The sequence below is a fragment of the Gammaproteobacteria bacterium CG11_big_fil_rev_8_21_14_0_20_46_22 genome, from assembly GCA_002796245.1.
Classification (GTDB): domain Bacteria; phylum Pseudomonadota; class Gammaproteobacteria; order UBA12402; family UBA12402; genus 1-14-0-20-46-22.
In genome coordinates this window covers 49,260-74,310 of record PCWT01000016.1, presented here as the reverse complement: position 1 = coordinate 74,310, position 25,051 = coordinate 49,260, and the positions used below count along the sequence as shown (strand labels likewise).

At 41.1% G+C, this 25,051-nt stretch carries 29 protein-coding genes; 3 read left to right on the top strand and 26 right to left on the bottom strand.

All coding sequences use genetic code 11. The features are described from left to right. Positions 1–66: 66 nt before the first annotated feature. The 15 genes from COV52_01935 to traD all read right to left on the bottom strand — a co-directional run bounded on the left by COV52_01935 (position 67) and on the right by traD (position 15,229). Positions 67–1,521 (bottom strand): integrating conjugative element protein, encoded by a 1,455-nt coding sequence (locus tag COV52_01935; protein PIR11875.1) that lies wholly within the window; start codon positions 1,519–1,521, stop codon positions 67–69. A gap of 106 nt (positions 1,522–1,627) precedes the next feature. Continuing rightward, positions 1,628–2,629 carry a TIGR03756 family integrating conjugative element protein gene (locus COV52_01930; GenBank protein ID PIR11874.1) on the bottom strand — a complete coding sequence of 334 codons (1,002 nt, stop codon included), beginning with the start codon at positions 2,627–2,629 and terminating at the stop codon, positions 1,628–1,630. A gap of 30 nt (positions 2,630–2,659) precedes the next feature. Continuing rightward, positions 2,660–3,265 carry a hypothetical protein gene (locus tag COV52_01925; GenBank protein PIR11873.1) on the bottom strand — a complete coding sequence of 202 codons (606 nt, stop codon included), beginning with the start codon at positions 3,263–3,265 and terminating at the stop codon, positions 2,660–2,662. 300 nt (positions 3,266–3,565) lie between these two features. Further along, positions 3,566–6,361: a conjugative transfer ATPase gene (locus COV52_01920; GenBank protein PIR11872.1), complete on the bottom strand. Its 2,796-nt coding sequence runs from the start codon at positions 6,359–6,361 to the stop codon at positions 3,566–3,568. A 71-nt stretch (positions 6,362–6,432) separates the two neighbouring features. Continuing rightward, positions 6,433–6,858 (bottom strand): TIGR03751 family conjugal transfer lipoprotein, encoded by a 426-nt coding sequence (locus tag COV52_01915; protein ID PIR11871.1) that lies wholly within the window; start codon positions 6,856–6,858, stop codon positions 6,433–6,435. Continuing rightward, entirely contained in the window at positions 6,818–8,164 is a 1,347-nt protein-coding gene (locus tag COV52_01910; protein PIR11870.1) for a TIGR03752 family integrating conjugative element protein, read from the bottom strand. Before COV52_01910 ends, COV52_01915 begins: the two co-directional genes overlap by 41 nt. Positions 8,165–8,188: 24 nt before the next feature. Continuing rightward, positions 8,189–9,037 carry a TIGR03749 family integrating conjugative element protein gene (locus COV52_01905; GenBank protein ID PIR11869.1) on the bottom strand — a complete coding sequence of 283 codons (849 nt, stop codon included), beginning with the start codon at positions 9,035–9,037 and terminating at the stop codon, positions 8,189–8,191. A 57-nt stretch (positions 9,038–9,094) separates the two neighbouring features. After that, positions 9,095–9,748 carry a TIGR03746 family integrating conjugative element protein gene (locus COV52_01900; protein PIR11868.1) on the bottom strand — a complete coding sequence of 218 codons (654 nt, stop codon included), beginning with the start codon at positions 9,746–9,748 and terminating at the stop codon, positions 9,095–9,097. Beyond that, complete coding sequence (locus COV52_01895) at positions 9,721–10,083, bottom strand: hypothetical protein (GenBank protein ID PIR11867.1); 363 nt, start codon at positions 10,081–10,083, stop codon at positions 9,721–9,723. The genes COV52_01900 and COV52_01895 overlap by 28 nt, the downstream gene beginning before the upstream one ends. A gap of 36 nt (positions 10,084–10,119) precedes the next feature. After that, positions 10,120–10,512 carry a hypothetical protein gene (locus COV52_01890; GenBank protein PIR11866.1) on the bottom strand — a complete coding sequence of 131 codons (393 nt, stop codon included), beginning with the start codon at positions 10,510–10,512 and terminating at the stop codon, positions 10,120–10,122. Positions 10,513–10,621: 109 nt separating this feature from the next. Then, on the bottom strand, positions 10,622–10,858 hold the full coding sequence (locus tag COV52_01885; protein ID PIR11865.1) for a hypothetical protein: 237 nt from the start codon (positions 10,856–10,858) through the stop codon (positions 10,622–10,624). Further along, positions 10,855–11,220, bottom strand: coding sequence for a hypothetical protein (locus COV52_01880; protein PIR11864.1), 366 nt, complete (start codon positions 11,218–11,220; stop codon positions 10,855–10,857). The genes COV52_01885 and COV52_01880 overlap by 4 nt, the downstream gene beginning before the upstream one ends. Beyond that, positions 11,207–11,881: a hypothetical protein gene (locus COV52_01875; protein PIR11863.1), complete on the bottom strand. Its 675-nt coding sequence runs from the start codon at positions 11,879–11,881 to the stop codon at positions 11,207–11,209. The genes COV52_01880 and COV52_01875 overlap by 14 nt, the downstream gene beginning before the upstream one ends. 12 nt (positions 11,882–11,893) lie before the next feature. Further along, on the bottom strand, positions 11,894–12,559 hold the full coding sequence (locus tag COV52_01870) for a hypothetical protein (protein PIR11862.1): 666 nt from the start codon (positions 12,557–12,559) through the stop codon (positions 11,894–11,896). Positions 12,560–13,198: 639 nt separating this feature from the next. Beyond that, positions 13,199–15,229, bottom strand: a complete 2,031-nt coding sequence (traD, locus tag COV52_01865; protein ID PIR11861.1) for a conjugative coupling factor TraD, PFGI-1 class — start codon at positions 15,227–15,229, stop codon at positions 13,199–13,201. A gap of 46 nt (positions 15,230–15,275) precedes the next feature. Between traD and COV52_01860 the strand changes: the two genes are divergently transcribed. Next, positions 15,276–15,500, top strand: coding sequence for a hypothetical protein (locus tag COV52_01860; GenBank protein ID PIR11860.1), 225 nt, complete (start codon positions 15,276–15,278; stop codon positions 15,498–15,500). A 25-nt stretch (positions 15,501–15,525) separates the two neighbouring features. Here the strand turns inward: COV52_01860 and COV52_01855 are convergent, their stop codons facing one another. From COV52_01855 to COV52_01815, 9 genes are all read right to left on the bottom strand, one after another. Then, the gene (locus COV52_01855) at positions 15,526–16,161 is read right to left on the bottom strand and encodes a hypothetical protein (protein PIR11859.1); all 636 of its coding nucleotides are present in this window, start codon (positions 16,159–16,161) and stop codon (positions 15,526–15,528) included. A gap of 29 nt (positions 16,162–16,190) precedes the next feature. After that, positions 16,191–16,889 (bottom strand): hypothetical protein, encoded by a 699-nt coding sequence (locus COV52_01850; GenBank protein ID PIR11858.1) that lies wholly within the window; start codon positions 16,887–16,889, stop codon positions 16,191–16,193. A 99-nt stretch (positions 16,890–16,988) separates the two neighbouring features. Next, the gene (locus tag COV52_01845) at positions 16,989–17,813 is read right to left on the bottom strand and encodes a TIGR03759 family integrating conjugative element protein (GenBank protein ID PIR11857.1); all 825 of its coding nucleotides are present in this window, start codon (positions 17,811–17,813) and stop codon (positions 16,989–16,991) included. After that, positions 17,761–18,054: a hypothetical protein gene (locus COV52_01840; protein PIR11856.1), complete on the bottom strand. Its 294-nt coding sequence runs from the start codon at positions 18,052–18,054 to the stop codon at positions 17,761–17,763. Before COV52_01840 ends, COV52_01845 begins: the two co-directional genes overlap by 53 nt. A 13-nt stretch (positions 18,055–18,067) precedes the next feature. Next, positions 18,068–18,844 carry a hypothetical protein gene (locus tag COV52_01835; protein PIR11855.1) on the bottom strand — a complete coding sequence of 259 codons (777 nt, stop codon included), beginning with the start codon at positions 18,842–18,844 and terminating at the stop codon, positions 18,068–18,070. Positions 18,845–18,883: 39 nt separating this feature from the next. Continuing rightward, positions 18,884–19,204 (bottom strand): hypothetical protein, encoded by a 321-nt coding sequence (locus tag COV52_01830; protein PIR11854.1) that lies wholly within the window; start codon positions 19,202–19,204, stop codon positions 18,884–18,886. A gap of 3 nt (positions 19,205–19,207) precedes the next feature. Continuing rightward, the gene (locus COV52_01825) at positions 19,208–19,906 is read right to left on the bottom strand and encodes a hypothetical protein (GenBank protein PIR11853.1); all 699 of its coding nucleotides are present in this window, start codon (positions 19,904–19,906) and stop codon (positions 19,208–19,210) included. A gap of 268 nt (positions 19,907–20,174) precedes the next feature. Further along, a complete protein-coding gene (locus COV52_01820; GenBank protein PIR11852.1) occupies positions 20,175–20,552 on the bottom strand; it encodes a hypothetical protein in 378 nt (125 codons plus the stop codon). Between the two features lie 11 nt (positions 20,553–20,563). After that, positions 20,564–21,016, bottom strand: coding sequence for a hypothetical protein (locus COV52_01815; protein ID PIR11851.1), 453 nt, complete (start codon positions 21,014–21,016; stop codon positions 20,564–20,566). A 638-nt stretch (positions 21,017–21,654) separates the two neighbouring features. Between COV52_01815 and COV52_01810 the strand changes: the two genes are divergently transcribed. Both COV52_01810 and COV52_01805 read left to right on the top strand, forming a co-directional pair. Continuing rightward, entirely contained in the window at positions 21,655–22,629 is a 975-nt protein-coding gene (locus tag COV52_01810; protein ID PIR11850.1) for a hypothetical protein, read from the top strand. A gap of 112 nt (positions 22,630–22,741) precedes the next feature. Beyond that, on the top strand, positions 22,742–23,107 hold the full coding sequence (locus COV52_01805) for a hypothetical protein (protein PIR11849.1): 366 nt from the start codon (positions 22,742–22,744) through the stop codon (positions 23,105–23,107). 12 nt (positions 23,108–23,119) lie between these two features. On the opposite strand, the gene COV52_01800 is transcribed toward COV52_01805, so the two are convergent. Then, positions 23,120–23,338 carry a hypothetical protein gene (locus COV52_01800; GenBank protein ID PIR11848.1) on the bottom strand — a complete coding sequence of 73 codons (219 nt, stop codon included), beginning with the start codon at positions 23,336–23,338 and terminating at the stop codon, positions 23,120–23,122. A 239-nt stretch (positions 23,339–23,577) separates the two neighbouring features. Then, positions 23,578–25,050, bottom strand: coding sequence for an MFS transporter (locus tag COV52_01795; protein PIR11847.1), 1,473 nt, complete (start codon positions 25,048–25,050; stop codon positions 23,578–23,580). Position 25,051: the final 1 nt, after the last annotated feature.

Genomic DNA, 25,051 nt, shown 5'->3' with positions numbered 1-25,051 from the left:
TTAAAAAAACAAGGCGCAAAAGATATGCGCCCTGATTTTTGAAAAATTAAACAAACAACGTATTCCTTAAGAAGCGCTTGTTTGTTGATTTGAAATAGCACCATTATTCATAATGGGTGCATCGGGTTTTGGTACAGCAATAGCTGTGTTTTGATCTTCTTGCGAAGTTCCAGCCTGCATAACCGTTGAAAGCATGTTAGACATTAGTGTTTGTCTTGCTTTGATAAACATCAAAATATCCTGAACATCTTGTTTCAGTTGTGAAACAGCATTTTCAATATTTTGTTGAGCTGCTTTATTACTGTAGATTGCCGGGATAGTGCCGCCTGATTGCAATATTCGCATCGCCAACCGTGCTTTATTAATCACCGTCATCGCTGCAATGTTTTGCGCCAACTTGTCAGTAATAATACTTTGAATGACTTTGGGTTGTTGCCTGATAGATCGAATCACTTCAGGTGATAATGCCATACCTTCTGGCGATAAATCGGCTAGATTTTCCACAGTCAACGGAGTCGAACCTGTCACCAACCCTTGAAGTCTTGGCAAGATTTGTTGTGTTTGATATTGAATATCACTATACAAACCCACACCAGGTTGCGAGCTTTTTTCACCGCCATTGTAAGTGGTGATGGTTTGGTCGCCCACAACATTAGTAATCCATTCTGCCGCATCTTTAGCGGTAGGGAAAACTTTTGAAAGCTCAGATTGTGAGTTACCCAACAAACTGTTGTGACCTAAACGACTTGAACTGCCGTCATTAAGAATCACATCATAGCCTGAGATCGCTGTGTCATGTATCACACGAATCGGTGGTTGGTTTTCACCACCAGCATAATACGTTTGACCACTGTTTACGCTCGAAGCCAAGTCGGGGTTTACCCAAGGCACCCCGTTCTTACCCGCACTTTGCGAAACATTGTTTCGTGCTTGGTTAATATCACCTTTACCTGAAAGCTCAGCCGTACCAATCTCTTGTGTCCAACGATTGCCGAGTGAGATTTGCCCCCATTCAGAATACGGATTTTGACCCGCACCGATTTCAGACTGCATCACTTCACAAGATTTGGTTGAAACGGCAATATCCTCACGCGCACCCGCCATCGCGCTGGTAATAATGTTATAAAGATTGGGGTCAGCACGTGATAACTCATAGAGTGGAAACTCGGTTACTGCACCTGTCGCGTCATTCAATACTTGTCTTTCGACATTCATCGCACTGTTTTTAATTTCATTGAGTGAGTCACGTATTGAGGTTGCAGGATTAAAAATACCACAATCAAACCCCAAGCCAACATCACTATCGGCATTGAGCGGAATGTAACTGGTATCGAAAAAAGCGGGCAAAGCAATATCATCACCACCACCCATTTTATAGTACATGCCACTCTTAATAGCGGGAACCAGCTTTTTTAAGTTATCTTTTATAGGGCTGTCTGCATAAGCCGTGATGCTTGTTAAGCTGATAGCAACAAGTCCAGCCGCCATGACCCACGGTAATAATTTCACTGTTATTTTCATCTGGAAAACCTCTCATCATTATTTTTTTGAGCAATAGAAATCCGTGACCTGTGCCAGTGGCACGAGTCAAAAACCTAAAACGTGTGTAAGTTCGGAAAGGTGTTATTTAAAAGTTAACTGAACCCAAATACTTTGCGCCGTGATCGGGTATACAACCGTGATAGTGCCGCCAAAGTATCCATACATAGCGGTTGTGTCCTTTTGTTGAAGCATCAGCTTCCCAAGGTGTTGCACTCGTAATATCACTACCACCAAAGACCGTGCATTGATCTTCGGTTTTTGGGTAAATCATTTGAAACTGTGCATCTTTGCTGTTTTCTTTTACCGGGTACGCTTTACAATGACTGCCGCAACTATTAGACAGAGGCATATAGACGTGTGGCTGCCCAATCGCTGTAATAATCGTTGAAGCTCTCAGTGCATTAACCGCCGCCGCTTTGGCATCATCGGGTTGATTAACGTAACCGTTTCGCGGATAAACTGAACCCCAATCATGAATCACCAATGTGCCTACATCATGCAAGCCTGGAATTAGGCTACCGGGATAAAATCGCTCTAGTGCAGGGAAACGCCACGCATAGGCATCCATTAAGGACGAGTAGTAAGGTGTATAAGGCGTTGCCGCACTGGGCAACATCACATCATAACCGCTTAAAATAGCCAGTGCAGGATTACCGATAATATCAACCTCATGGAATTTGTTGTTAATATCGCGTGGCGAGTTATCGTTTTCATCGCCACCTGAACCCAGTTTAAAATCACTTAAATGACTCATTTGCATTTGACCCATTTTATAAAATGCAGGGTCTTCAATATGTTGGGCAAACCACCACGGGTTATTGTCGTGCTGTGTGTAAACACTCACGACGGCATCCGGCAGGTATTGATCTATTTTTAGCGTTGTTTCAACGTGACATTCAAACGTTGAGCATTTAAGCCAAAAACATAGGCCAACAATTTTGTAATGCATGCACTTTGGCACACCCTTGAGTGTACCTTCAATGACATTGACAGAGTTAATGGTATCGCTAGCAAAAGCACTATAGGTCGGCAGTAAACAAGCTAAACCTAATACTATGCCCGCAGTCATTTTTTTAAATGCGTTCATAAGCTCACCTGAGTTAAGTGTTAATGATTCTTATCGCTTACGTGCGATAATCACAAATTCGTTAATAATGTTTGGAACATACGTGCTGGGATACCCGTATGATTTTAGGGCTTGACTATCTTGAATGACGTTAATTAAGCCCTGTAATAAAAATACGTTCTTATTAAGTAATTGAATCATGTCTGCATGACGACAATAGTATTGACCTTGGTAGCGTTGGTCGGCAACGATCAAGGCCATATGGGCTTTTGGCTTTAGTTTCTCAGCATAAAGAAATAATAATTCATTTAATTCATTCAGTTGATTTTGATAATGAAAATCACCTAACTTAAAATCAAATAATGGTATTTCAGTTAATAATAAATCAACACTCTCATAGTTAATTTGTTCAAACGCATTATCACTTTGCTGATTAAGCAGATTATATTGGCCAGAGCGTTGTTGCTGATCTAAATAGTCAATTGCTTTATCGCATTCTTCCCGTGTTTGACCGATACCGATAAACTGACGTTCACTAAATAAAGCAGCCTTAAGTGTATCGCCATGCTGTAACAAAGGGTCAAAAACACATTGGTTTTTTCGGGTTAATAATTCAATGAGCTTAACCCGTGTTTCATCGAGTGCTCGATAACTCATAGCGACTCCTTTTTTTGCGTTGTTTTTTAATAATGAAATGAGAATTTAGCTGTAAAGGTACTCGTTCACTCCAAGCCAGCAGGCTTTGTGTAATCCAAGTGCTTTTTGACAACTTTGCCCATGTCTTTCCAGTAAGATCATTCAATCGCATAATGACTTGCCTTAGCGTAGTAATTAAAATAGGATAGCTTTGATGCCTAAATAATGAGCCGGATGTAGCGCAATAGATTAAAAGTCATCAATCTGCTACTTGATGTTAAATCGACGGGGATAACATTCATCCGGCTTATTATTAAGTTTTTATTCCATACTTTTTGCAACTAATTTAGCCGCTTCAAGTTCTGAAATATTGTGCTGTTCCATGAGCTGTCGGCGTTCCGCTTTTTCGTGTTTTTCTGTCATGGCTAATGCAAGACTTAAACGCGGTGGTACATTACGAAATAGTGCTTTAACTCTATTTGAAAGTAGTACGCCTTCGACGTATTTCCTACTGGCTTTACGAACAGAACGAAATAGTTCGCGTTCTTCCTCTGAAAGCTTTCTAAATTCTTCCACCGATTTCATCTCGGCTTCACTCATCCCTAAGCAAATCCAAGTTTCCATCATACTGAGGATTTTTCGCGCTTCTTTCGGAAAGTCAGCAACGTTTTGCGTAGCGAGCCATAACCATAACCCAAATTTACGTGACATCTTGGCGCATTTCGTTAAATACACCACCGTCAGTAAATTTTTGGTAATCGTATGGATTTCATCACCGAAAAAGAGCGTGAAACGTTCTTCAAACTGACGTTCTTCCGCTTTGGCCATCGTCCGACTCATCAAACCCATGAACGCTAACGCATTGTGTGCTTCGTAGCCTTCGTCTTTGAATAAGCCCTGTTCAAACAAGGTAACATCGGCATTTGGCCATGCTTTACCGCGTTGGTTAAAAACCAAGTTGGCAATGGTATCTTTTGTGAAAAACGCCATGCTATCGGCCATTAAACGTAGTTTTGTTTGTTTTTCTGGTTCTTGTTGGGCTTTTTCCAGCTCAACAGCCATATTACGCAATGCTTTGACGACATCTTCAGGGAGCATTTGATCGTAGCCTTCGGCTTTTGCATATCGTGCAGCACGCACGAGTGCATCTAAGATCAACATACGATCTTGGCGCGTCATCGCTTCTTGCTCTTTCTTCTCACCACCTGTGATCATGAGCTGCGCGGCAAGTGCCATTTCGCCCATGTAATCGCGTGTTTGAACTGCATCCTCATCGTTGTCTTGTGCTGCCTTTTTTTGCGCTTGACGATGATCGGCTTCCTCAAAATCTTCGGCTAAACGCGACTCTAACTGTTCAAGCGCTTGTTTTGATAGTGAGCCATTCATCGCATCAATTTGAGCGAGCATTTTTTCACTATCGACAAACGGATTTAAGATCGGCGGATTATCTAATGTCACTGCAACGTGATGAACCGATAACCCTTCCTCAGCAAAAAAGTCTTTAAGCAGGTGAAAGGAATTACCCGCATCGACCATCACCAAATAAGGTCGATAGGTTCCCATCGTTTTGATTAACAAGTCAGTGCTCGTAGCTGATTTACCCGAGCCTGTTGAGCCTAATAGCAATAAATGGCTATTCTGGTCTTTATCGTCAGGATTAAATACATCGGTACAAAAGCTTTCACCGCCACGATTTAAAAATTGTAGCAGTGGATGGTTTGTACCACGCTCACGACCATACAGTGGCAATAGGTTCGCAAGTTGTTTACCGAATACATAGCCACTACGATATAGATTCTTTTTGTCAAACTGGTAGTTATAACAAAAAGGCATATTGCTTAAATAGCTGTGTATCGGCACTAAATCATGATCGCCTTTTAAGACATGAAAACCATTATTAATAAGCAACGACTCTAGGTCAGTTTCTTTTTCGGCTAAATCTTCAAGGTCGTTACCACGTAAGTACACGCCCATTACAGCCGGAAAAAGAAAATTGCTTTTTTCAATAGCCGTTTTAGCCAGTTGGCAATCTTCAAACGTAATAGTTGCGGCGGTCGAATTACTTTTCCTTGCACCTTCTTCGATACGTTCTAAGTGATTTTTCACAATTTCTTGTGATTGAATCACCACAGTCAGAACAAACGTTGCACCCTCCGGGAAATTATCAAAAAGACCATAGCGAAAATTACCGAATGCGCGATCTCGTGTTAAATGGCCAACGTCAGGGACTTTGCTTAAATGCTGAATACCAATATAACGGTGTGGCAATTCGTCAAAATACCAAACACCATCTTCTTCATTGGACTCAGGCACTGAGTAAAAGAGTTGTTCGGCAAAGTCATAGCCAAAAGGTTGTTCTTCGGGCTTTTCAGGATACGGTATTAACTCAAGCAAACGATCAACATTGCCTTTGGTTATGCTAGGGTTCGGATTGAACCATCGAATGAGCCAATCTCTAAAAGCACGACCATTTAGCCGCTTAGCTTCAATGCCAACACCTTTGAGCTTTGACATAAAACTTGTGGCAACGAAGTTTAAATCTTGCAATGCCGCTCGGCCACGTCGTAATGTCATTTTTTTATCGTATTGACGATAAAACACGACACGCACTTTACGTTGTCCACCCTGAAAATCACTGTCAGTGACTTTATCATCGTAAAAAACCCCACCTGCGCGAGATAGCCATTCACAGTAGTCTTTCATGATGCCTAAATACGTTTCTTTAAACGGACTATCTTGTGCTGTCGGTTTAATGTAATCAGTAATGGACTGATAGAGATAAGCCATTGAGTTTTCATCTTGCACATAAAATTGCAAAATCCACGGTGATTCTTCATCTCGATACTGTGGGAACGTATCTTGGAAAATCCCTTGTAGTCCATCGCGTAATTGCATCAAAAACCGCTCAGGCTTCGCTTCGCTTGCAACTAAACTAATATCAAACGCCGCACCCACGGTTGTGTCTTGTAATAAAACCGTATCGGTTGAATCGTCAAACTCAACCCACGGTAAATGCGTCAAAACTGAGGGTGGTAAGTGATAAGCGCGTTTTGCTTTATCAACACTTAACGCCTCATTGGTTGGCTTTGTTGTTTGTTGTCTTTTTTTATTAGGCATAATATGACCTCACTCGATAGAGCGATTCCTTTAAAATTTATGGGATAAGTGAAAATTAAAAGTAAAGGCTACTATTGCGTATCAACTTCACCCGGCAGCGCATAGTAAACATGCGTGTACAGTGGAAATACGGTTGAGTATCCCGGTACAGGGGTTAAGTTATCACCTGACCCTGCTTGGTGCGGATAGATATACATCACGACGCTTGGGTTGGGTAACTGTGGAAATTGAGAGTTAATTTCGTTCGCTTGCGTTCGAGTGTAACCCGTATAATTAGTCGCTTGCTGTCTAAGCGTACCGACCTTGGCACGCACTTGTTTCAGCGTACCACCGCCTGTTGTGCCATCCGTACCGTTGATAGCATTATCATAAGATTGTTGCATTGAAATGCTGCCAGCAGGCATACGGCTTGACATCATTGAGGAACAGCCAGATAAACTGACTGCGCCAACGAGACTAATCAAGCAGAGTATTGTTGTTTTGTAATGACGTTTCATAGTCTACTTTCCTCGCATTTTTATCGTAGTTAATGGGTATTTCTTTACTGATGTTCACAACGACTTTCATTGGTTTACCTGTTTTTGGATTAACGTTAGGCACATAGACATAATCGAATGAATTTTGTACCCGACGGTTCCACCAGGTCTGTGCCGCTTGTGCTGCGGCTGAGCCACCTTGACCAATGGCTGCTTTGTTGGCATCACCCATCAAAGTGTGAATGGTTTCACCGGCTGAATTTGTTGATGTCATGTACTGGGAGCTGGTGATGGCATTAGCGTAACCTTGCGCGGCTGACAAGCCCATTTGAGCACCCAAAAAGATGGCCGCATCGCTGTGGAATGTACCTGCAATACAAGGGTTTCCCGTTTGGCTTGAAATGTAACCCAAACTACCATCACTACCTTTAGCTGTAGTGGTGCTAATTCGACCATCATTGAAAATGAAAGTCATGCTGTGAATATCACCACGCGCACAACTACCAAGCATGTCACCGCTGGCAACGCCGCTCATGACAGCACCTTTAACACCCGGCATGGGGTAGCCGTTAGCTGTTAAGTTGTTACCTGATAGCACCAGCTTAAAGTGATAAGGTGATGGTAGCTGCCCGTTGATAGGTACTCGACCAACGAGTGGCGTCATCAACGTTGCACCTGTTAGCGTCGCATTCATAGGGATTGTGTATATAGGTTTTACGCTATCCGCTTTTTGTGCGCTATTATTTGTTGTTGCTGAGTTATCATTGCCAGAATGTAGCAATGAGTCACCAGAATCATCTTTATTTTTACCAAAGCTTAATAAGCTGGTGTCATCACCAGCTTGTTTATCCGTATTTTTATTGATTTTTGATAAATCAGACACCCAAATAAAGCTCCCATTATTATTAGCACTACTGCTACCATTAACAGGATAATCTTGTGCTTGCGCAGCTTCTTTTTGTTTCAGTTGTTTTTCAAACGCAACCTGTTTTTGCTGGTTCTGCGCTTGTATTTTGTTGAGTGCTTGCTCCACCTGAGAAGAAACCGACTGTTTTAAATTATCTATCGATTTTTTATTCTCGGCCTGTAGGCTTTCAACGTTTTGTTGGAGTTGTTTATTCTTGTTTTCGACATTGATTAAATCAGCAGTCATTGTTTTTAGCGCTTCGACTTTGTTGTCAGCCGATGCGCTATCATTTACATAATTAACAGCTTTTTTTTCTGGTGTCTCATTGCCTGATAGTGAGATCACAATAACCATGATGACCACTACACCTGCAATTAACCCGACAAAAAGCTTGGTTGTTTTGCTTAAATTTTTAAACATGATAGTTTCCTCGCGCTAGCTGTTTTAACTTTGTGGCAAACAACTAGCGATTGCTTGCGAAAAAGGCTCGTTAGAAACAACAAATAAAGTTGCTGTATCCTTATTAATCGGTGTACCGCGAGAGGCTAGTTGTGTTTGTGGATAAAAACTTGCAGCTTTCCAGTCACCACACAATAAACGCGGATCGAGTCTTAAGGGTTGCTTTAGTAAGTTTTTGACTAATAATGCTGTGACATAAAGGTTGCCACCACGCCAACTGGCCAAAGGCATAGCACTTGCACTGCCGTCATAAAATAATGGCACAACATGCTCAGTTTCCATCGGGAACCGACTGATCTGCATTGACTGCTTTAATAGGCGTTGTGGGGCGTAAAGACGCTGTATCGCATAACGAGTAAGTGACACAGTGTTTACGCTCGACTGACTAGCCTGATCATTAGACTGCGCTGTTTCATTGTTTTCTTTTTTAGGTAGTACAATGTCAACAGGATTATCCGGCGCTGCTTTTTTAGCATTGATATCTAGTAGAATAATCTCACCGCTCGCAAGTTTTGCCTCGGTTCTTTCGGTTGAAAACGGTTTTTTGGCAAACAAATAAAGTGTTTGATTATCGTTTTCAACTCGCATTACTTCGGGCGGCAATAAGTTTGTGTTGTATCCAAATTGCACTTCATTCGGAAAAGAAACAAAACGCTCTTTACCCACAGGAAGCGTTATTTTAATGGGCGCTCGTTGCCAAACAATATGCTCATCACTGCTATTTGCAGTGATAGTATTCGCTGTATTAAGTGGCGCTGCATTAACAAAGTTTGCAGCACTTAAGCTGGCCAATAGGATGCTAGCCAGACAAATCGGTTTTATAAGGCGGTTCATAGTGAAACCTCACAATGCTTATTTTTAATTAAAAGAATGAATGAATAAAGTGCATCGTTAAACGATTGTTTTGAGACGCGCGGGGCTTGCGGCAAAACCTGCAATCGCTAATCCCCAAGGATTTTGTTTTGCATCAACGTTGTAACGAACCACTTTTAAGGTGTAAACCATCTGTACATCTTTAACGACTTTTGCATTGCTGTTCATCATTTCCGTTAATCGCATTTTTAAATGCACAATCCACGTGCCATGACCAACATATTTAACGTCATTAGGTGAATACTCACTACCTGACATGCCTTGCATTAAGCGTATGCGGTCTTGCAGCTCACCTTGATTCAGCAAATTGTTATAGTCTTGTACGAGTTTTAGCTTAAAACTCGGCGTTAAGAATGGTGAAAACTGTGTAATTTGCTGCTTGTAATCGGTCATGCCATCTTTTGACCAGTGGTTGACTGACTGCCAAACATAATAAGCAAAGCTGTAAATGGTTGTTTTCGGCACTTCACCTTGTGTAAGGGTCAAGCCACTTTCCGGGATTTGCGGCGGTACTTCGACTTGTATTTTAGATTGTGAGTGCATCCAACCTACGATAGCAAAACCGTTAGCGACAAATGCTAAAATAATCACAATCCATAGCGTGCGAATGTGCCACCGCGCTTGTTCAAGCGCGTTTAAAAACTTCATTTGATATTCCTCCGAACATGCCATTTACCGGAATAACGGATAAATGGTGCGGGTTTAATACCGTGGCTTTCCAGCCAGAGTAAGGTTTGCTGTTTGACATAACCTTTAGGTTTGCCATCTTTGAGTTTTTGCATGATGGTGGCGAGTGCCCAGCCCACAGGAATTGCAGCCGGAAAACTCACGCCCAACCCAACAAGAAACATGCCAATGAGGAGCTTGGCCAATGTACCTAAAATAAGTACCGTAACAATCAAGCTCACTAAACCGATGAGCATCATTTCCTGTCGGGTATTGCCTCGAAAGGCAATCACGTCAAAATTCAGGCGAGAAGCAAGGATATCGGGTGTTTCGTCATACATAACAACGACCCTCCTGAATAAGTAGCGTTAATTGATTTACGATTGTGGTTGATAGCTTGCTGCACCCCAGCCAATAGCAATGAGGATAATACCCACCGTGATTGCTAGACCTGAAATTATCAGCGTAGTAAGAAAGCTACCTGTATCTTTGTTAGCAGAATCTTCTCTTAATCGGTGCATGATGACGCCAATACCGACAAGCATCATAATGATGCCACCGCCAATCATTGAGTATTTCATGCTGGTTTCCATGTGTGTACCGACGGCCTTAACTACGTCACCATCTTGTACTTGAATACTAGGGAATGGGTCATCACCGTTAGCCGCGAATGCGGAACCTGTCATTAATAGCATGAGCATTGCCATGCAGGTGTAATACTTATCTTTGATTTTCGATAAGATTTTTTTTGTCATTTGTAAAGTTTTCATAGCTAAAAGCCTCCAGTTGAAGGTAAAAGTTAAATGTCACCACAGCCGTGCTAGACAACACTTCTGTGAACGGGTTTATGTTGAAAAATTGAAATGAAAGAAATTGCGTCTAAGCGACGACAAAGGTAAAAAACAGCATGAGCACCGTAGCCAAGCTGAATAAGTACAGTAAAAACCGCAGTCGGTCTTGAATTTGGCCATCTTCTAACAATTTAATCAGGCCAATGACAATAAAAATGCCCACAACGGTAATCAGTAACCCAGCGCTTAGTCGCAACATGAAATTAAGATGGTGAGCGTGGATACCGCTACCCATCAAAAAAGCCTGTTGTTGAGCTGGAGTCATGATGTGGTGTCCTCATTTGTTAAAACTTTCTCTTTATTTAAGACAGCCTCTGACACAGGCAAATAGTCACCTGACAGAGGTTGTACGACACGCGGCTGAATAGACACTCGATTAACCGCTTGTGCGATGCCTGCTTGAATATCAGCGATATCGCGTCGAAGCTCATCAAACTGAAACTTCACACGGGCATTCGGGTCTTGCTGCTTCTCTGCCAGCGTAATTAAAGGATTCACTTGACTGAGAATGGTGCTGATACGTGCAAGTGTCGCATTCATTTGCGCCGTGTTAGCAAAGCTCATACTGCTAACTAACAAAAGCGCCAAAAAGCTCGACACAAGACTTAAATTTTTAATGGATTTCATAAGAGTTCACCTCATGTTGTTTTTTTAGTCGCTTCCATAATGTGGGGAAGCGTTTAGGAAATTCATGTAATGCTTTAAGTACCTGCCAAGCTAATTGGTTTTGTTGATCAAAAGCGATCAAATTCATTTCACTAAAGATTAACCGTTCTTTTAATAACGGTTCATCGTGAACGGTGTAATAAATCAAAGCCTCTTTTTCTGATTGACGGGCTGTCACATGCCGCCCAGCAAGATAAGTGACTAGAAATTCATTACCAAATATTACGCTGGCATGTTTTAAGTTTTGCTGTAGCGAGTCATCATTTAGCTTGAGTGGCGTTACTGCACCGTCAGGTATCAGCGGTGTATAAACCTCATTGCCAAAAAAGAGTTGTATATACGGAATACGTGCTTCGTGTTCACAGGTGTCTTCCTGAAAGCATTCCCAAAAGGCACAAAGCTTTAATAGCGCTGGGTGATTTTCGGCTTGGGTCTTCTGCCACGCCCACTTATTAAGGCTTTTATACTGTGCCAGTTTAATTGCATCATAAATTAACCCAGTATCTTTCACTCTGGCGCATGCGTTATGCTGGTGAAGATCAAATCGCTGTTGATAGAGTTCGCTATCAACAGGCTTTTCAAAACTATTGGCACGTAGCCAATTATTTTTAAATAACAACATGGTTTTAAACTCCTAAAGGTATTTTTTGAATGTCTTAGCGGTTACTTGAATAGCGACGCCAAATAAGAAAGCTGAAGCCAAGAGTATCCACTCAGCATTAGCGACTGAAATGGGTAGTACCAGATCAATAAAGATGCCCAGCAGTAAGCTAAGCATCACCAAAGGTTTGGCATTGTGATAAATCAAAGCACTTTCTCGCCCAGCAGCCGCTCGGCGTATATGTCGTTGTGCAAGTCCATCAATTAATCCGATCATGCCGAGTAGCAAGAACAATGGACACCACCGCAGTAAGAGGTACAAACGAATGATCAGCAGTTGTGTACTCAATAGCACCGCCTGAACAAATGGGTGAACTATCATCCATAAGTGTGCTTGATACGCTTGACTAATCATCGGTAAAGCCTGTGTGCTTACCTTGATATCTTGAGGCACAAAAGCAAGCCAATGGTTTACCATTGCCAGCTTATTTCCTCGCAAGGTCGCCTGTAGATAGCTGTAGTCTGTTTGCACTAACGCATGCAAACTCATGAGTCCACTTTGCTCACCCTGTACGATTACAATCACTATAGCGACTACGAGGCAACCTAATGCGCCCATGAATAACCAACCGACACACCGAGTGATTAACCAGAACCACAATTGAAAAAGTGTTGGTGATTTTTGTATTTTTTGTTGCATCAGTCTATCCTCGTTTCTCAGAAACGCGAGCAATGTTGGGGATATGGTCTATAATCAGTATTGAGCTTATTAGCAATTCGAGAACGCCATGAAATACGGTATAAATCTTGTTTCAGCAGCATTAATAATAGGGATATTGTCTACATCTAGCTTGACAATAGCTGCAACCTGGACGGCAGATTGTAACTTAAAAAAAGGATGGCAATTCCAAGGGTGTCTTCATCAGGATGGGACTTCTTGTAATCCTGATCAGTGCTCAAAACAGTTCGCAGCCTATTCGAGTACTCAACCATGGGCAATAGCTAAACACTTACCGCGCTTCTCTTCGACTCTATACATTATCCCAAATCAGTCTATTTGTGAAAGCCAGAACAACGGTAAATCAGCGCACATTGTGGATATAAACTCGGCAGTGAATACGTTCTGTTATAATAGCGATGCTAATCCCCAAGATTATATATATCGCTGCCATTATCTGTGCCAAGGAAACCCCTTCCCTTAAGTTTAATCCTCCTTCGGGGTTAGTCTAAGCAGACAATAATATTGGGATATCCCGAAGCTTCCGCTAACGAATAGTTTATTTAGGAATAGTATTTTTTTACTGAAAAATGAAACGACTGTATACCGACAAGTTTATTTCTATATTGATGATCCACTCTGCAATTGTTCAATAATCGCTTCGACACTTTCTGGCATAGTCTTCATGTCATTTTTAGGCAATGGGAATCTCACCTTATACAGTTGCCCACCGTCCATAAGACAAAACGCCTGACCTTTGGGTAGTTGCATTAAATCATCGGATGAAATGAGCGGCACATCGGTTGTTGTGACCCGATCCTCTGTATGACTCGAAAAGTGTGCGCCTTCTGTTAAGGTTGACGCGTCATTGGCAATCGATGCTTGCACACTTTCTTTAACTTGCACCCGTTGGGGTAGCTTGTCCGTCAATAACCGAGCCGTGCTTTCTTCTAAGACACGCAGGCAAAATAAATTATTAAAATTGCCGAACACTTGGTTGGCTTTCGCTTGGATACCCAGTCTTGCCAACACATCGGAAGCCGTTTGCGTAGCGACGGTTAGCTGTAGGCCAGCACCGCCACCTTTGTTGGCTAAGGGTATAAACTCTTCACCCGCTAGCTCGTTGAACTCATCTGAATAAGCATTAACTTTGTGAAAAATTTTACCGTGCTGAGTGTCAGTAATGCCTTCCTGCACGCCGAATTTGTATATTTGACCGACTGTCGAACAAAGATCGGCAAACATACTGTTTCCCACGGCTGAACTCACCGTGCTATCCGATAGAGCATCTAAACCGATATAAACGATTTTTTTACCACGGATAACCTGCATCCAATCGAAAATGGGTCGCTCATCATCAAGTGCTAAATAATCGGGTGAGATTAATTCTGCAATGCGACCACTCGTTAATTTTGAGAATAGTGGCGACAATGAAGCTGTAATTTTTTGGAAATAAGTTTGGTCATAGTTAAAAATCGCTTTCAAACCATCATAAATTGCATTATCAAGGGTTAACTTGTCCACGTATCTGACCAGCGCAATCATAAAGGGATTGCGTGACTTCAAGTGAAATGGCAAATTTTTAATATCAATGGTTTTTGCAAGTTGTTCGACTTTCTGTTTCCAGTCTGGTGCAATTTTAGGTAGCCATTGTTCACAGTATTCCATTAACAAGGGATCAATATTTAAAATATATTTATCCATGTCACGGTAATTAGGCTTTCGACCTAACGCTACCAAAGCATTTGCAATGATATTCACAAATCGCCAAGCAAATTCTTTAAATGCGGCTGATTCACCAGAGCTTGGCAACTGGTTCGCTACACGGTTTGCTACCTCAGTAATACGCGCAAAGTTACCAATTGGGTTATAACGTGCCGAATCTGACGGGTAGCCTAAGTGGAAAACGATAACATCATTTTCTCGACCCACTTGTTTGGCTTCATGGCAAACGCGCTTTAGCAAATCTGCATCACCTTTGGGATCAAAGACAATAACGGCTGAATCATTGCGACGTATATCACTTGCAATCATCAACTCAAGTAGTCGTGTCTTACCTACACGGGTCGTACCTAATATCATGGTGTGGCCAACCCGTTCCGATAAATTAAGGAAAACGTCCTTCTCGTTAGGTTCCACACCATGAATTGCAGGATTTCCACCGACTGGCGGTAAAGGCCGAACAGGATTGAATCGGCTTTGGCTCGATAGAAATTCAACAATGGGTTTTAGCTTTAATGAATGCTCATGCTTCAGTTCAAAGTCTCTTGCTCTCTGATACCATTTCCCAGGTTTTAAAAACTGTTCACGACCATTTTGCTTCAAGTCACGTAGGCGCTGCGTGTGTTTTGCTTCCCATTTAAAACCTTTTCCTAAGAATAATTTATGATGGCTAATCGGCAATTCATCTGAACTCATGGCATAAAATGGCAATCGTTTAAGATTACGCTGATAGCGAAATACGGTTAATCCTTGAAATAATCGCGCAACACCTACAACAAATAATACGCCTACAATAGTTTTACTAATGCTTTCATTGATCATCCATGTCGATGGATTGCCTAAAATCAAAAAGCTCACAACAAGGCAAGCAAAACTTGACCACCATTCGACAGGTGAACGGAGTAAGCTTTCTAAAGGATAGTTTTTCATGCAAAATATCTCTTGAGTTTTAGTCGTAAAAATAGAGGTTCACTTAATGACAGCGTTATCAGCCTTTGGGTTACTATCAGTTACTTTAATGCTGGTTTTTTATGCCCTAGAAAGTAAAAGCCATTGGTTTATTTTGGGATTTACTTTTTCTTGCATCCTCGGATCAATTTATGGATTTCTACAAGGTGCTTGGCCATTTGGCTTGGTAGAAGCCGTTTGGTCGTTGATTGCCTTGCGAAAGTGGTTCCTTACTTTCCAAAAGTCTACTTAACTTTTTCTTTAGTCAATCACGGCAGCTATTGCTCAATTAATTGATCTGAAATTAATGCCGGGTAATGCTTTAGCCTTAAATTTTTTGCAATTGAATCGGCTGGTATCGCCAGCAATGATAAATGCGAAAAGGCTTTAGTTAATGCCTGCATCGCATCGCGAGATGAGACGTTAACCACGAAGCCTGTTGCATGTAATTGCACCAAACGACTACGGTATTTTTGAAGCCAAGCTTTTGAGGCTGCGTCATCACCGACAATAAATATCGGGTTTGGCAAGGTTGCTTGTATAGGCCGTGATACCACTTTGCCGGGCGTTAATGCTTCAGATCGTACAGGATATACTTTAGGTAAAAGTGGTTTTTGTGGCTGCTCGCTATTAATTTTTGTTTGTATCTGTTCAGCAGATAATTGCTGTAATTGGTCAAGTTCCACTAAGGTATCATCTTGGGTTTGTTCAATCGCTTCGATATCTGTTGGGTGTAATGTTAAGTAATGTGTAATAAGGTGCGTCGCATGTGATGAATTAGCGACAACAGCAGCACTGGCTAGTTGTGCTGTACAAAATAGTGCTGCCAAGGAGAAGAAAACAGCGGCTATTTTAATTATTCGTTGTCGCAACATAGGAGTATCTTTAGATTTTTTCATACACATGCAACGCATAACTCGTTACCTCATTTAAAATGAAATCATTAACTTAAAGGTTGTTCGTAAGGTGATGTTGCCAACCACTGCTTGTTTGGATAGTAAGCAACCATCACCGTACCGTTTTTAATTGTTGGAATAATTTTGGGAGCCATTCTTTCACTTAACCCAAAACAGCCGTATGTACGGCCAATTCGCCCGTATTTTTCAGCAAAGCTCTTTGAAACGTACCAGGCTGGATGCATCACGATATAGCGTTTAAAGACATTGCTATTGAATCCTTTATCCAGTCCATGCAATCGCATTGAATGGCCGTCTTTTCCATAATAAGTTTTACCCGTTAAGTAAACGCCAATGCTTGATTCATGCGTATTGGCTACATTTGAAAAATGTTTAGCGACATTAAGTCCAGTATTTTGACCTTGAGCAACATAGGTAAAATACTGAGTGTCGCCATTAGCCATATTCAGCACCCATAAACGTTTCTCATTTGAAGGACGATTAAAATTGACAATCGTTAACAACTGTTGGTTGTCTTTACCGTCTGCACGTAGGTGGTCATAGGCTCTAACACCTGCCAGTAATGCATTCTCGCTTAATTGCGGATTTTGCTTTTCAATCTTTTGAATGATCAGGCGCTGAGCCGATAAATTGGTTGCAACAGGTGATGCAAAAACCGCTTGGTTAGCACTAAAGCCTGCTGCCAAAAAGATTGCGGCTGCGGCTATATTCAAATTAGCTGCCATAATAAGTGACCTCGCTTTATTGTTGTTAAAAAGGGATACAAAAAAGCCCGATCTGATTGCTCAAATCGGGCTTAACGTTAAAAATGAGTTTTTTAGTTTTTATAAAACAGACGACAAGCTAATCGGCTGAAAATGGTTGTTATGGATAACACCGACGAAAGGCAAATTCACATTTTTACCTTTTGTTAATGACTCAAATCGACTCTCACCATAGTTGAGTGTGACTTGCTTATTAACAAGGTCTCGCGGTATACCAGCAGAAACAGCCCATTGTTGAATCGCTTTTTGTGATAGATTTTTACCGACAAAGTAAATATCAAGCACCGTATTCGGTGTGGCCTGTACTGCTTTTATTAAATGCTGGTAGGCAAAGCTACCAAGTGGTGTATTAACACTGACAAACAACCAGAGCCTATCACCGGATTGTAAGTTTGCGCCTTGTCCTGCGGGCAAGTCTTTCGACATGATCGGTTTTTCATTCGGATAAAGTGCTTTATACGCTTTTGAATAAATCCGATCAAAAGCCAATTCTCTCGTGACACGAGCATGCATATTACGTGCCTGAACTTTTGCATAGCGCATCATTTGGTCTGGGTCTTTTGCATTCAGCGCCAAGACTTCTGCGGGATCAAGTTTTTTATACCAGTGGCCACTTGGCGTATTTTTCATAAGCCATAAATAGCGCTTAAAGTCCGCAGTTGTTAGCCCCCACATTTTTGCACGGTCTTTTAAGCTGTATTGGCTTTCTAAAGACTGAACAATCTGATTTTGTGTTTGATGAGGGTTAACCACTTGTGCTGCATCGGCTAAGGCTGGCACTGCGGTAAAGCTTAAAAACCAAAATAAAAAACCAGAGAACAGTTGTAAGGCATTACAAACGGTTTCTCGATGCGTTTCGTTCGGCTTGTCGTTTTGCTTGTTCATAATAGTTTACCTCTGGACACTGGCGGCCATCTTCTAATTGGTATCGACGATGATGAGCATCCGTTGTTAAATTCGTGATAAGCACAGGTGTTTTGGTGCAGGCTTGTGTTGCAGGTAGTTGCATTCGCTCATAGCCGAGCTGGTGCATCATGCCTGCACAACCCGAAAGCATACTGCTACCAACCAGCAAGGCACTTAATAAGCCAGCAACCTTGAGCCTGTTAAAAGTCAGTAATTTCATGGTGAGTACCTCATTAATTCGCTTGTAACTTCACATATAAAGTTTGCTTGTTACCTTGCTTGCTAAAGACAGCGCTTTGATTGGCGAAATCCATTTTTTGTAATGTCCAGCCTCGACAAGCTGGGCAAATTTCATTCGAACTTAACGTTGCTTGGTTGCCATCAACGTCGATAATGGCTCTCATACCATCAGAGAAGCCTTGTACCGCTACTAAACGAAAATATTTATTGACCGTTTGCGGGTCAACCCATGTTTTCTTGGCTGTTTGCTTAATGATCTCTTGTACTGAACCTTGCAAGTTATCAACTTTGCCGAGAAGGGTTTTATTGGGTGCTGAAACACTTTGCTGCAACTGTTGTATATCTTGTTGCGACGCAAGAGACCCCATATTAGATTGCATCGATTGAAGCTGCGATTGCAATGCTTGTAATTGCTCACTAGAGGATGCTTTCAAGCTATTCAGTTCAGCCCTCAATTCAGCATTGTTACTTTGGTTACTATTAGCAACGCTTAGCAATGCGGGTTTTTGATCGGCTTGTGGATTTACTTGTGCTTTAGTTTCAAAGTTGACAGGATAGTCTGACTTTGGTTTGGGTTTATTAGCAGGACTGCTAACGCCCAACACAATTAAAAATAAAGCAATTAAACCAACGCCTGAGAATAGCGCAATGCGTTGCTTCTTATTGAGCTTTTGATAACGCGCTTTACCAAATTGGTAGGCTGTTTTGCTTTTTGTGCTAACTTGATACTTCATTTTTCTTAAAGTATCGCGGTTAAATAATTTTTTCATGATATGACCTCATAACTAAAAATTAAGTGGTAAAATGAATTAATGAAATGTCGGGAAGTTAACCTCACGCCGACGAATTGGGTAAAAATATTGAGCGTCTTCTAATTCCTCTAGCAGCTCATCAATAGATGCGGCTGATAAAAATCCAGGAAGATTATTTTTTTCTTCAAAATTACGAATTCGACGCTGTAATTGCAGTTTGTTTTCACCAAGTTCTTTTGACTTGAAAACCAGGCTATATAAAGAACGTAATACATAAACAAACGTGTCATGCCCTGTGTAGGACTCTAAACCTTTTAAACCAGGGGAAATTTTAATGGTCGAGTTTCTTTCTATTTTATTCATAGTAATACCAGTCATTTCTTATTCTCCTTTATCGCTGTTATATAAGTTTCGGTAATTGGGTTTGACTTTAAATCCAATCAATCGATGAACGGGGTCGATTAATACATAGAAGGGATCACCTGCTAAGGTCGTTAGCCCTTGTTCTAACGTCATTGGATCAAGTGTTCGATCAACTTCAGGTATTGGTTGGTTTAGCATGGTTCTCGCAGGTTGATTCAGTTGTTTAACATCAACAAGCCGATAGCCACTAAACTGCAACATAAAGTCTACGGCTTGTTTTACCGTTAGAATGTTCTGTGGAAATTTAATTTGTATTTGCTGCTGTAATAATTTTGTTTGCGCGCTTTGTGGCTGCTCAGCAACTGCCAAGTAACGCCCGACAGTGACGTTGTTGGCAAAGCTTGTTGTTGCGCCAGCTAAAAGACTCAGGCACAGCAAACCACTCAAAGCGCAACGCTTGAGTTGTGTATTCATAGTAAATCCTCGAATGATTTTTTGATTTTTAAAAAAGAAAAAGTGCGCTAGAAAAGATTTTTTCAAGGCAATAAAAAAAGCCCCGAAGGTTTGTTGCCTTGGGGCTTTTGTTTGGACTTTTTTGAAGTTACAGTGGCAGTATAGCGATTTCGGAAAAACTTTGCAAGTCTTTTTTGCAAAAAAGTTCTTATTAATCAACCTATTAGGGGAATACGGTATTGGTTCGGGGAATACGGTATTCATTCGGGGTAATGATTTTTTTTCGTTTTTTTATCCGGCTGTGAGACTAAGGGGAATACGGTATTCATTCGGGGAATACGGTGATAATTAAAGTAAAAGTTTTTAAAAAAAATTAAAATAATAAAAAAACTGTGTGTTGAATGGTGTTAATCCGCAAGTTGTTTGTAAGAAATTGTTTACTTACCGCGAATATATAAACGTTAAGTTGGAAAGCTTTTTGATAGGTTGTATAAAAAGAAAAGCGCCAGTGTGATAACTGGCGCTTGATGGGTTATTGTAAATGCTTGCTGATCCATTCTTCTGAATCATCAAGATACCGAAAATACGTTGGTCGACTGACTTTTGATAAGTCAATTTTGTCTTTCGTTTTTTCAGGGTTTAAGTAATGAAGCACAAGCACCCTCGCTCGCTCAGGATAATCCTTCGCATAAAGGTTAATAAGCTCATCAACTTCTTCTGCTTCATCATTGTCGGGTGCTAGAGTAGCATTTGTGCTTCTTATCAGCTCGCCCTTAGCATCGATTAACTGAGCAATGATGGTCTTGCTAGGAAAACTATGCCCCATCGTTATGATGTCATGGCACCAATCTGCCCAGTGCCGTAACCGCTGTTTTGTTTCAATTAAGTTAAGTTTATTTTGGTAGTTCATAAGTACCTCCATTAGTTGTTGTGAGAGAAAGTTTTTGAACATTCATCATCGGCAAACTTTTTTTTAGCATTTAATTCGACAGTATTGCTGTCTTCTAAACGTGCGCCGGGTATCTCAACGCCAGCCTCTAAAGCCTGAGCAATCTTGTGTACGTCAGGTATACGATGTGTAAAGAGTCGATAATAATTACCGGGTACATTATCGGCTGAATCAATAATGACTCTTGATTTGGCGGGTTTTAAGTTAATTGACGGATCGCTATTTAGCGCTGCTTCTTCTTTAATGGCACGGTTGATTTCATCTAGTTCTTCTTTTGCTTCACGATATTCTGATAAACTTTCCATATATCGCTGTTTAGCAATGCGTTGTTCGCGCAATAGCTCTTGCAGTTTTCCAGCAGGCTGTGCTGCTTGTTCTTGAACGGCTAGTTGTTTAACAATGCCCTTAGTGGTGTTGACACTCATGACATACCTCACACATCTCGATTACCTGAATGCTTGGCTTATTAAAAACGCCAAACTCGGAAAATAAGGTCTCGGCAGGTAGCCGGTCTCTTATGGGTACGAGCCCTGTTATGTTGGTATGAACAATCAATAAGAAATTGCACTGTTTGAATGAACGCTGTATTTGCTGTTGATGACATGGTTATTTACCTCATTATTTTTTTCTACTAAGTCCTGTTGTTATTATGCAGTCATCCTAATCCTGCAATTGCCCAATTAAGCTGGGCAATATGCGTAGCAAACACATCCGTTTGTTGCAACGCAACGCACCGCGTAGCATCGTACTACTTACGCTGAGCTAGCTTACGCAGGCTTTGCGTAACGAGGCGCACAAATGCACCACGACGGTTCTTGGGTAAGTAACCAAAAAAGAGGAGGAGGATTTACTTAGAAAATACACAAGCAGAGGAATCTCTGTTGATCTTTGATATGATAGAATTGTTAGCAACGTCATTTATATAACGTACCTATTGTATAATAATGAAACAAATAGTCAAGAGAAATAGGTAAAAAAGCGTAAGTTTTTTCCTACATCTTGGGCGTGATAAGTGTTTGTTTAGTAAGGAAAACCGTTGTATAAAGGGAATGAGGTGAAAAAAATGTCAGATATGAACGACATTGCTTTGGACTTTCAAAGCATCCTGTCTTGGCCACCAGAGTCAGTCTTTAGTTTAAGACTACCAACGGTCTTAGATGGCCACGATACAGTACTCTTAAAGCGCATTGTTTACCGCGCCTTATACCACTTAAAAACAACCCGGCAACGTTCTGAGGAAGCCATTAACCTGGCTTTAGAGGATATCTTTAAAATATACGATTGGTTTTTTCAGCAAGAAATTGACCAAATGATTAAGGAGTCTAAGGCTAAGCTGGAAGAAACAGACCCGACGCTGGCTGCATATACCAACTTTGACGAGTATCGTGAAAAAGCTATTGAAGCCACAGAGATGCATTATTTGGGGTACGTTGATGTACTCAAGGAAGCAGCCGCGTATACCGAAAAATTCTTATCAGAAACACCTTGCGACCTGTGTTCTGATAACTTCACTAACGCTGAGTTTTTTTGTGTATTAGCACTTTATAAAGCGTCTACGGCACTTAAAAAGTTACAGCGTGTAGACCCTAAACTTGGTGCAAACGACGTTGATCGGCCAACCTTATGGGAGTTTAGGCGAGCCGCGAATGCTACGCTTGAAGCTCAACGTGCCATTGATTTAGCTGATTTCTACGACCAGCTAGTTTCTGTGACATTTCAGCAAACCCTTCAAGCGGCTAACGCTTTTCAACAATGTCAGCGTTCACTCCAAGGTAATGAGGCGCGTTGGAGTAAAAGTCGGGAGCGCCGCGAAAAGGCTTGGCAACTTTATCAAGAGGCTAAAAAAGCTAACCCCGGCCTAAATAAAACAAAGCTTATTGCACATATCGTTGATGATGTGCAGGAGTTTTCTGACGAAATTGGCACATCAAGGTTAAAGGTGGGTAGTGAACTGCAAACTATCTATGACTGGTTTTACAAATATTACCCTGATGAGTTTGAGGTCAATAACAAAAAGAGAAAGAAACCTCTAAATTAGCCTTATTTTTCTTGTATCCCACTTCTACAAGTTTTTTGGTAGTGGGATACCCATTAAGACTTTTTGCCCCTCAAAATACACTGAACCTATCGTAAACAAAGGTAGGTTTCTCATGACAACAAATAACAACGAAAAATTTACATTTTATACCTCTGAACAATTAGCGGAATTACTAGACGTTGATGTTGAGTGGGTACGATATAATCGTAATAGAGGCAAAAATCCTATTCCTGCAAAACGTTTTGGTTATAGAACAGTGGTGTACGATAAAAAAGAGGTGCTAGAATGGTTTGGCCGAAAAGATTTAACCCTTAAGTTTTATCGTACAAAAAAACTGGCAGAAAAGCTTGGCTGCTCAGAAGCTTGGCTCAAAGCAAATCGTGCCAGTGATAATCCCATACCATTTCGCCGTCTAGGATATTTAGTTCGCTATAACGAAGCCGAAGTGAATAGCTGGGTAAAAAACAATACTGTATGAATTAGTCTTGGTTTAATCTTCTGTTATGACAGTTTTGATATTTGCTATTTTGGGTACTTTCCCATCTTCCTTTAAAATCAATTCTTCGCGCATAAACTTTACTTTGCCGCATGCTTCTAAGCCTAATTTAACGTGGCTTTCATGCAAACTTCTAACAACGACCGTACCAATAAGTTTATCCTCAAAAAAAATATCGACCCTTTCATTGGGTCTTCTGCTTACTATTAACATGTGTTTGACACTCCTGTAGATGATTTAAATTAAGAGGTGTCTTTATTGTTATTCGACTCGTTAGTTTTACGTTAATAAGGAGCCAGCATTGCACTGGCCATTTTGCTACTGGGTAGCTAGGCGCTGAGGGTAGGTATTCCCGCAAGAAAAAATCACTAAATAGCGCCAAGAAGGTAGGACTTCCCGCAAAAAATTATTAGTATTATGATTGTCTGTAAAAATCAGATTAATTAACAAAACTATTTTCCTTCCTCATGAGATAGCAGGTGAACAGGTACAATTGCTTTGTTTAATAAGGGTCTAAGCAACCACATTAAGATTGCAATCAATCCCGTCACTAACCCTATTTCAGTAAAGACATGTGAATATAGGCTCATGCTAGCAACGGGCGTTAATTGTTGCAGAGTATTATTAGGCACTGTTAAAGCACCTACCCATGCACCAATTGGCCCTGCTAACATGCTTGTTAAAAACCATACCCCCATAACAAAACCACTCATGTATTCAGGACATAGTTCAGCGACCATTGCCAAACCAAGCGCTGATACTAATAACTCGCCTGTTGACTGTAAGTAATAGGTCAAGACCATCCACCAAGGTGAAGCTAACCCATTGCTGGCTGTGAATTGGGGTAATGCTAAAACTAGAAAAGCTGAAGCACATAAACTCATGCCAATACAAAATTTAGTAATATGTGTCGCAGGCCAATGTATATAAAGTTTTGCTAACAGGGGCGACATAAGCACGATGACCACTGAATTTAAAACTTGGTATTCGGCGGCTGGAACCGTTAAACCAAAAACATGATTATTGATGTTGTGTAATGCAAAAAAGGTTAAGGAAGTAGCCATCTGGTTGTATAAAACAAAAAACAGCACGGCTTGCATTATAAGGACAAGTGCAACAAGCATACGCTTGCGCTCTGTACTGGAAAGCGCGCGGCTTTCTTTTAAAAAATAAAAAAATGCCCCTGCAACAACAAGATAAATAATCCAATTGCAAACCGTTGTGTGTTTGAGCAAATGGGCAATGATGATGAAGCTGACAAATCCACCGGAAAGCACAATTAAAAAACGTTTTATGCTAAAAGGTTGCTTTCCTGCGCTTGTGGCAATATGCGCTAACCGGCCTCGGTAAATACCATAGTTCGCTACCCCCAAGAATAAACCAATAGCACATATTCCAAAAGCCAGTGGCCACCCATAATTTTGAGCCACAATAGGCGTCATCGCCATAGAGATCATTGAGCCAATATTTACCGCCATGTAATACCAAGTCATAGCACTGTCTAGTGCGACATTACCTTTGCCATATAATTTAGAAATAAGTGAGCTAGGGTTTGCCTTAAACAAGGCATTACCAACAACAATACCTGCTAAGGCATAAAAAACTGTTTGCTTATTTGAAAGTGCCAACCCAAGGTATGAAAAGGCTAAGATTGTTGCGCCTAAAACAAGCGTTCGCTTTGCTCCCAAATAATCATCACCAACTCTGCCGCCAATCCAAGCAAAGCCATAAACAAAAGCACTGAAAGAGCCAAAGACATAAAAGCTTTGAGTTTGGTTGTACCCTAGCTGCTGTACAAAATAGAGCGCTAAAATCGCTTGTACACCGTAATAGCCGAATCGCTCCCACAACTCAACGAACCAAAGTACCCGAAATGATTTAGACTTTGGTACTTCTGGTAAATTGCCATCCAATGGTATTTCCATT

Bases quoted from the DNA above. Each gene is read 5' to 3' on its own strand.
- COV52_01805 (PIR11849.1), top strand. From the start codon at position 22,742: ATGACAACAAATAACAACGAAAAATTTACATTTTATACCTCTGAACAA.
- COV52_01905 (PIR11869.1), bottom strand. From the start codon at position 9,037: ATGAACCGCCTTATAAAACCGATTTGTCTGGCTAGCATCCTATTGGCC.
- COV52_01895 (PIR11867.1), bottom strand. From the start codon at position 10,083: ATGTATGACGAAACACCCGATATCCTTGCTTCTCGCCTGAATTTTGAC.
- COV52_01815 (PIR11851.1), bottom strand. From the start codon at position 21,016: ATGAGTGTCAACACCACTAAGGGCATTGTTAAACAACTAGCCGTTCAA.
- COV52_01830 (PIR11854.1), bottom strand. From the start codon at position 19,204: ATGACTGGTATTACTATGAATAAAATAGAAAGAAACTCGACCATTAAA.
- COV52_01870 (PIR11862.1), bottom strand. From the start codon at position 12,559: ATGCAACAAAAAATACAAAAATCACCAACACTTTTTCAATTGTGGTTC.
- COV52_01925 (PIR11873.1), bottom strand. From the start codon at position 3,265: ATGAGTTATCGAGCACTCGATGAAACACGGGTTAAGCTCATTGAATTA.
- COV52_01800 (PIR11848.1), bottom strand. From the start codon at position 23,338: ATGTTAATAGTAAGCAGAAGACCCAATGAAAGGGTCGATATTTTTTTT.
- COV52_01850 (PIR11858.1), bottom strand. From the start codon at position 16,889: ATGGCAGCTAATTTGAATATAGCCGCAGCCGCAATCTTTTTGGCAGCA.
- traD (PIR11861.1), bottom strand. From the start codon at position 15,229: ATGAAAAACTATCCTTTAGAAAGCTTACTCCGTTCACCTGTCGAATGG.
- COV52_01880 (PIR11864.1), bottom strand. From the start codon at position 11,220: ATGAAATCCATTAAAAATTTAAGTCTTGTGTCGAGCTTTTTGGCGCTT.
- COV52_01885 (PIR11865.1), bottom strand. From the start codon at position 10,858: ATGACTCCAGCTCAACAACAGGCTTTTTTGATGGGTAGCGGTATCCAC.
- COV52_01910 (PIR11870.1), bottom strand. From the start codon at position 8,164: ATGTTTAAAAATTTAAGCAAAACAACCAAGCTTTTTGTCGGGTTAATT.
- COV52_01855 (PIR11859.1), bottom strand. From the start codon at position 16,161: ATGCGTTGCATGTGTATGAAAAAATCTAAAGATACTCCTATGTTGCGA.
- COV52_01820 (PIR11852.1), bottom strand. From the start codon at position 20,552: ATGAACTACCAAAATAAACTTAACTTAATTGAAACAAAACAGCGGTTA.
- COV52_01915 (PIR11871.1), bottom strand. From the start codon at position 6,858: ATGAAACGTCATTACAAAACAACAATACTCTGCTTGATTAGTCTCGTT.
- COV52_01930 (PIR11874.1), bottom strand. From the start codon at position 2,629: ATGAACGCATTTAAAAAAATGACTGCGGGCATAGTATTAGGTTTAGCT.
- COV52_01935 (PIR11875.1), bottom strand. From the start codon at position 1,521: ATGAAAATAACAGTGAAATTATTACCGTGGGTCATGGCGGCTGGACTT.
- COV52_01840 (PIR11856.1), bottom strand. From the start codon at position 18,054: ATGAAATTACTGACTTTTAACAGGCTCAAGGTTGCTGGCTTATTAAGT.
- COV52_01845 (PIR11857.1), bottom strand. From the start codon at position 17,813: ATGAACAAGCAAAACGACAAGCCGAACGAAACGCATCGAGAAACCGTT.
- COV52_01920 (PIR11872.1), bottom strand. From the start codon at position 6,361: ATGCCTAATAAAAAAAGACAACAAACAACAAAGCCAACCAATGAGGCG.
- COV52_01890 (PIR11866.1), bottom strand. From the start codon at position 10,512: ATGAAAACTTTACAAATGACAAAAAAAATCTTATCGAAAATCAAAGAT.
- COV52_01810 (PIR11850.1), top strand. From the start codon at position 21,655: ATGTCAGATATGAACGACATTGCTTTGGACTTTCAAAGCATCCTGTCT.
- COV52_01835 (PIR11855.1), bottom strand. From the start codon at position 18,844: ATGAAAAAATTATTTAACCGCGATACTTTAAGAAAAATGAAGTATCAA.
- COV52_01900 (PIR11868.1), bottom strand. From the start codon at position 9,748: ATGGCATGTTCGGAGGAATATCAAATGAAGTTTTTAAACGCGCTTGAA.
- COV52_01795 (PIR11847.1), bottom strand. From the start codon at position 25,050: ATGGAAATACCATTGGATGGCAATTTACCAGAAGTACCAAAGTCTAAA.
- COV52_01875 (PIR11863.1), bottom strand. From the start codon at position 11,881: ATGTTGTTATTTAAAAATAATTGGCTACGTGCCAATAGTTTTGAAAAG.
- COV52_01825 (PIR11853.1), bottom strand. From the start codon at position 19,906: ATGAATACCGTATTCCCCGAACCAATACCGTATTCCCCTAATAGGTTG.
- COV52_01860 (PIR11860.1), top strand. From the start codon at position 15,276: ATGACAGCGTTATCAGCCTTTGGGTTACTATCAGTTACTTTAATGCTG.